This is a genomic window from Microcoleus sp. CAWBG640 (assembly GCF_020883015.1).
Classification (GTDB): domain Bacteria; phylum Cyanobacteriota; class Cyanobacteriia; order Cyanobacteriales; family Microcoleaceae; genus Microcoleus; species Microcoleus anatoxicus.
The window spans coordinates 1-3,914 of sequence record NZ_JAHRFC010000181.1 but is presented as its reverse complement, the minus strand read 5'-3'; the positions used below and the strand labels follow the sequence as shown (position 1 = coordinate 3,914).

Below are 3,914 nucleotides of genomic sequence, written 5' to 3'. Positions count from 1 at the left end.
GGCGGGGGCGGGTTTATGAGATTATTGGTCTTGGGCAATTATTGTTTGTAAAACCCGCCCCTACGGCAATTTGGCGGGGGCGGGTTTATGAGATTATTGGTCTTGGGCAATTATTGTTTGTAAAACCCGCCCCTACGGCAATTTAATTTGCTTAACTAAACACGATCGCCTAATTTTTTTACGTGTTATCAAACTATCAAAACTATGTCTGAAAACGAAGAAGTTACACCATCTGATCGTGATGAATCTGCCGAAGATTCAACCGAAAATTCGACTGAGACAGATGCTGAAGAATTGGTGGAAGTGATTGCCGAATTTGAGCGGTATCGGGAACGTTTGGTGACTGAAACAATCGCAGCGGCACAAAAGGCAAAGCTACCCCAGAAACCAGCCCTGGCTAAAATTGAGCCGGAACTTGCTAAAATTGATGCTGGACTTGAGAGTCTTCGCGCTCAATTGGCTGCTATAACTACTAATAATTAGGTGACAATTATGGTCAATTCTAGTGCTCAATCTCAGGACGATCCAATTGTATTGGCTCATGCAAAAGCAGATGCTTTTCTGCGGGAAGTTACTGAACAAATAGATTTAGATACTTTCAATCCTGATGATTCTGAGGTTTTGAAGCGGTTGGTTGAATGTATGGGAGATTCGCGGGGGATGACTCGACTGCGTTTCGCGGAAACTTTGGCTGAAATTGGTGAAGCTGCGACTCCTGTTTTGTTGGATGGTTTGGCAAATCATCCTAATCCAGTTGTGCGACGTGCGGCTGCTAAAACTCTGACTTTGATTGCTGATCCGACGGCGGTTCCTCATCTAATTCATGCCTTATTGAATGATCAGGATACAGTGGTTAAGGGTTCGTCAATTGGGGCGCTGGCGAGGATTGGGGAGCCATCTGTGCAGGCTTTGTTGGATATTTTGGGCACGAAGGATTTGCCGGAAAGTACGATCGGTCATGCGGCTTGGGCGTTGGCGTTTATTGGGGCGGGGGCGAAGGAGTATTTGTATCAGGCGATCGCCTCTGATTCGTCTGTGGTGCGTGGTGCGGTGGTTGGTGCGATCGCCAAAGTTGCACAGGAAGAACCGAAGCCGGAGTTATTCGAGATTTTGGTTAAGTCTCTAACGGATGTGGATGTTGATGTGCGTTGTGAGGCGGCGGCTGCTTTGGGAAATCTCGCCTATAAGCCTGCAATCCCCAACCTGATTGAGTTGCTGGATGGTGGTGATGGGGAAACTCGCAGGGCGGCGGCCTTGTCTTTGATGAAAGTAGGCGATCGAAGTGCGATCGAACCACTACAAGCTGCATTAGCTAAGGAATCGGAAGTGGCGATTCAAGGTGTGATTAAGTTGGCAATTTCTCAAATTAAGTAATTAAAAACATGACTGAATCTGGAACCGGGCGGATGTTGCTTTCTCATAATTTTGATATGCCAGAAGGTGTTTTTGGGCCCTTGAGTCGGGAAGATTTGACCCTGGTATTTGTTGATGGTTTAAGCCAATATCCTGAGATTAAGTGTCGTCAATTAAATCATGCTCATTGGATGGTAGAAGTTTTATTTTCTACTAATGATTTTGCTCCGCCTCAAGTTGGGGAATTTTGCGCTGAAGCTTTGGTGAATCGGCGGATGAGTCAAGGGAAAGCGGATGATTCTTTTCCTGATATTTTGATTTTAGCAGGGTTGAAGAAGACTCCGCCATTGAGTAGCGATGCTGAAGCGCTACAAACGGGAGAATGGGGGGTTGATGTGGTGGAAACTCCGTCTGCTGATAGTTTCTTGATGGCGATGGGCTGGGAGGATAAAACGGCTGGGAAAAGTATTGAGGATGTTTTTAAGGTTGAAAGGAGAAAAGGGTAAAAGGATAAAAGGCTGAGTTAACCAGCCGTGATATCTTTTTGATTGATACTGTTGAAACAACAACCAAACGTCACTCGATACTTAGTCTGCCATTTTTCAACTTTCCTCATCATCTTGTCCTGGTAAATCTAAAGCAATCATTAAAGCGCGATTAAGTTCGGCAATTTTTGCCTCTGAAAGCTTTCCCAGCATTTGCAAAAGTCTAGTTTTTGCCAATACCCGCACTTGATCCGCTTTAACAATTGAATCCCTTTCTAATCCTCCATCAGGAGCTTTAATCAAAACCTGAGATGGAAAAATGCGCTTGTTTTGTTGATAAGTGGTACAGGGAACTGCCAAAACGACTGGACTACTAGCATTAATTACGTCGCGACTGACTATAATCACCGGACGATTTCCCCCTTGTTCAGAACCTTCCACAGGATCGAGACGAGCTAAATAAACCTCTCCTCTTTTCATTCTTGAGACTCCGCTAATTTAAAAGCCTCCCAAGAAGCTGTAGCAAATTCAGCCTCCATCTGTAAAACTTCAGCTTGATATTCTGGATCGCTTGTCATTTCTGCTAGTGCTTCATCAATTTCAGCTCGTTTCAGCGCTGCTAATTCTCGACAAATAGCCCGCATAATAAATTCATCACGACTCTTGGCTTTTCCCTGGTTTACTGCTTTATCAGTCGCTTCTAGTAAATTAGCAGGGAGACTGATTTTTGCTTCAATTGTAGGATTAGACATGAAAATCACTCCTAAATGAAACCTGAATGTTCTCTAGATATCTATCTTAACTCTTTTTTTCAAAATAGTGATGGATTAGGCGATCGAGGATGTTTTAAGGTTGAAAGGAGAAAGGGGTAAAAGGTAAAAGTTGTTTGGAAAGTAAAAGCTAAGTCCCGAAGCGCTGATTTTGAAGTTCACCACACTATCTATCTCCCGTAGATTAAATGATTGAATTGAAGTTTATTGGGTCTACTAATTTCCAGCATCTTATCAGGACGATTGTGAATCTCAGTTAAACGGTCATTAGTCTCAGTTGAGCGATTATTGCGGGTTTTTCCTTTGGAAATGCTAATATGACCGATACTGATAAAACGATATTCAACAGAATAATCAGCAGGCGGAGGTTCTTTTAGTATAACTTGCTTTTTACCTTTACCGTAGCTATCTTCCAATGGCACTGTAGCACTTTCCTGAATCATCTCTTTGAGGATAGCAATATCAGACATCAATCCTCACCCCAGACAATCGATTCCTGAATCCTATTCATCGTTTCAATGGTTGTATCAAAACTGCGGGCTTCAATACCCATTTCTGGGTCGATATCGGCTGGTGTAAGAGTTTGACATTTATTTGTTTTTGTCTTCCCTGTCTCTTCCGCAATATAAACCTTTATTTTGTTAGACGAAATTAGTTCTACTTCCCTATAACCTTCTTCTTCAGCAATTCGCTTCAGATGAGGTTTATCATGGTTAAGCATAATCAATGTATTCAATTCTTTGATAATATAATCACTGTGGGTAGTGATAAAAACTTTAATACCCAGATTTACGAGTCTGGCAAATAGCCGTGCGACGCGGCGCTGGTTTTCAGGATGTAGATTCAATTCTGGTTCATCTATCATCAATAAATCGCCAATTTGAGCCTCATGTTTGAGGTAAAAACCGATGGCTAATAGAGAACGTACAGCACTAGAACTTTCATCCATAGAAAGCTTGAGCCTTTTACCATTTGGCTCATAATAAAGTTCATCATTACGAGTAACGGTGTATTGACCGCCGATTATATCAGCAAAATCTGCCAGTATATCAGGATGGTTTTCCGCAATAAAACTGCTTTTCTTGACAATGGTTTCCAGTTCCCTCGTAAAGTCAACGTTTGTCTTGATTGGCAAAGCGTAGTCCTGATAAGCCTTAAATAAGAGCTCCATTGGATGGATCTTATTATTGCCTTGACCCATTTGTTCAAGCAATCTATTGCGGGCAAAATTCAACTCTTTGCGAAAAATAGCTGCACCAGTTCGTTCTGCACTAGCGATAAAAGGACGAGGAATAATTTCGGCAAA

7 protein-coding genes are annotated in these 3,914 nt (G+C 42.5%); 3 read left to right on the top strand and 4 right to left on the bottom strand.

The genetic code is table 11. From position 1 onward, the window contains the following. The first annotated feature begins 204 nt into the window (after positions 1-204). Genes AAFP11_RS29990 through AAFP11_RS29980 form a run of 3 tightly spaced genes read left to right on the top strand, consistent with a single transcriptional unit; the run spans position 205 to position 1,859 of the window. On the top strand, positions 205-483 hold the full coding sequence (locus tag AAFP11_RS29990) for a hypothetical protein (RefSeq protein ID WP_341737565.1): 279 nt from the start codon (positions 205-207) through the stop codon (positions 481-483). A 9-nt stretch (positions 484-492) separates the two neighbouring features. After that, on the top strand, positions 493-1,374 hold the full coding sequence (locus tag AAFP11_RS29985) for a HEAT repeat domain-containing protein (protein ID WP_341737564.1): 882 nt from the start codon (positions 493-495) through the stop codon (positions 1,372-1,374). Positions 1,375-1,382: 8 nt separating this feature from the next. Continuing rightward, on the top strand, positions 1,383-1,859 hold the full coding sequence (locus tag AAFP11_RS29980; protein ID WP_341737563.1) for a DUF2656 domain-containing protein: 477 nt from the start codon (positions 1,383-1,385) through the stop codon (positions 1,857-1,859). A gap of 96 nt (positions 1,860-1,955) precedes the next feature. On the opposite strand, the gene AAFP11_RS29975 is transcribed toward AAFP11_RS29980, so the two are convergent. The 4 genes from AAFP11_RS29975 to AAFP11_RS29960 form a co-directional block, all read right to left on the bottom strand. Next, a complete protein-coding gene (locus AAFP11_RS29975) occupies positions 1,956-2,318 on the bottom strand; it encodes a type II toxin-antitoxin system PemK/MazF family toxin (RefSeq protein WP_293338289.1) in 363 nt (120 codons plus the stop codon). Next, positions 2,315-2,590 carry a CopG family transcriptional regulator gene (locus AAFP11_RS29970; RefSeq protein WP_293150304.1) on the bottom strand — a complete coding sequence of 92 codons (276 nt, stop codon included), beginning with the start codon at positions 2,588-2,590 and terminating at the stop codon, positions 2,315-2,317. The genes AAFP11_RS29975 and AAFP11_RS29970 overlap by 4 nt, the downstream gene beginning before the upstream one ends. Positions 2,591-2,778: 188 nt before the next feature. Next, a complete protein-coding gene (locus AAFP11_RS29965) occupies positions 2,779-3,078 on the bottom strand; it encodes a hypothetical protein (RefSeq protein ID WP_341740275.1) in 300 nt (99 codons plus the stop codon). Next, positions 3,078-3,914: ATP-binding protein (locus tag AAFP11_RS29960; RefSeq protein ID WP_341740274.1), on the bottom strand; the 837-nt coding region annotated here is incomplete at its 5' end. The genes AAFP11_RS29960 and AAFP11_RS29965, both read right to left, overlap by 1 nt.

What these genes read in the sequence shown, in the direction of transcription:
- AAFP11_RS29990 (WP_341737565.1), top strand. Translation starts at nt 205, where the DNA reads ATGTCTGAAAACGAAGAAGTTACACCATCTGATCGTGATGAATCTGCC.
- AAFP11_RS29985 (WP_341737564.1), top strand. Translation starts at nt 493, where the DNA reads ATGGTCAATTCTAGTGCTCAATCTCAGGACGATCCAATTGTATTGGCT.
- AAFP11_RS29980 (WP_341737563.1), top strand. Translation starts at nt 1,383, where the DNA reads ATGACTGAATCTGGAACCGGGCGGATGTTGCTTTCTCATAATTTTGAT.
- AAFP11_RS29975 (WP_293338289.1), bottom strand. Translation starts at nt 2,318, where the DNA reads ATGAAAAGAGGAGAGGTTTATTTAGCTCGTCTCGATCCTGTGGAAGGT.
- AAFP11_RS29970 (WP_293150304.1), bottom strand. Translation starts at nt 2,590, where the DNA reads ATGTCTAATCCTACAATTGAAGCAAAAATCAGTCTCCCTGCTAATTTA.
- AAFP11_RS29965 (WP_341740275.1), bottom strand. Translation starts at nt 3,078, where the DNA reads ATGTCTGATATTGCTATCCTCAAAGAGATGATTCAGGAAAGTGCTACA.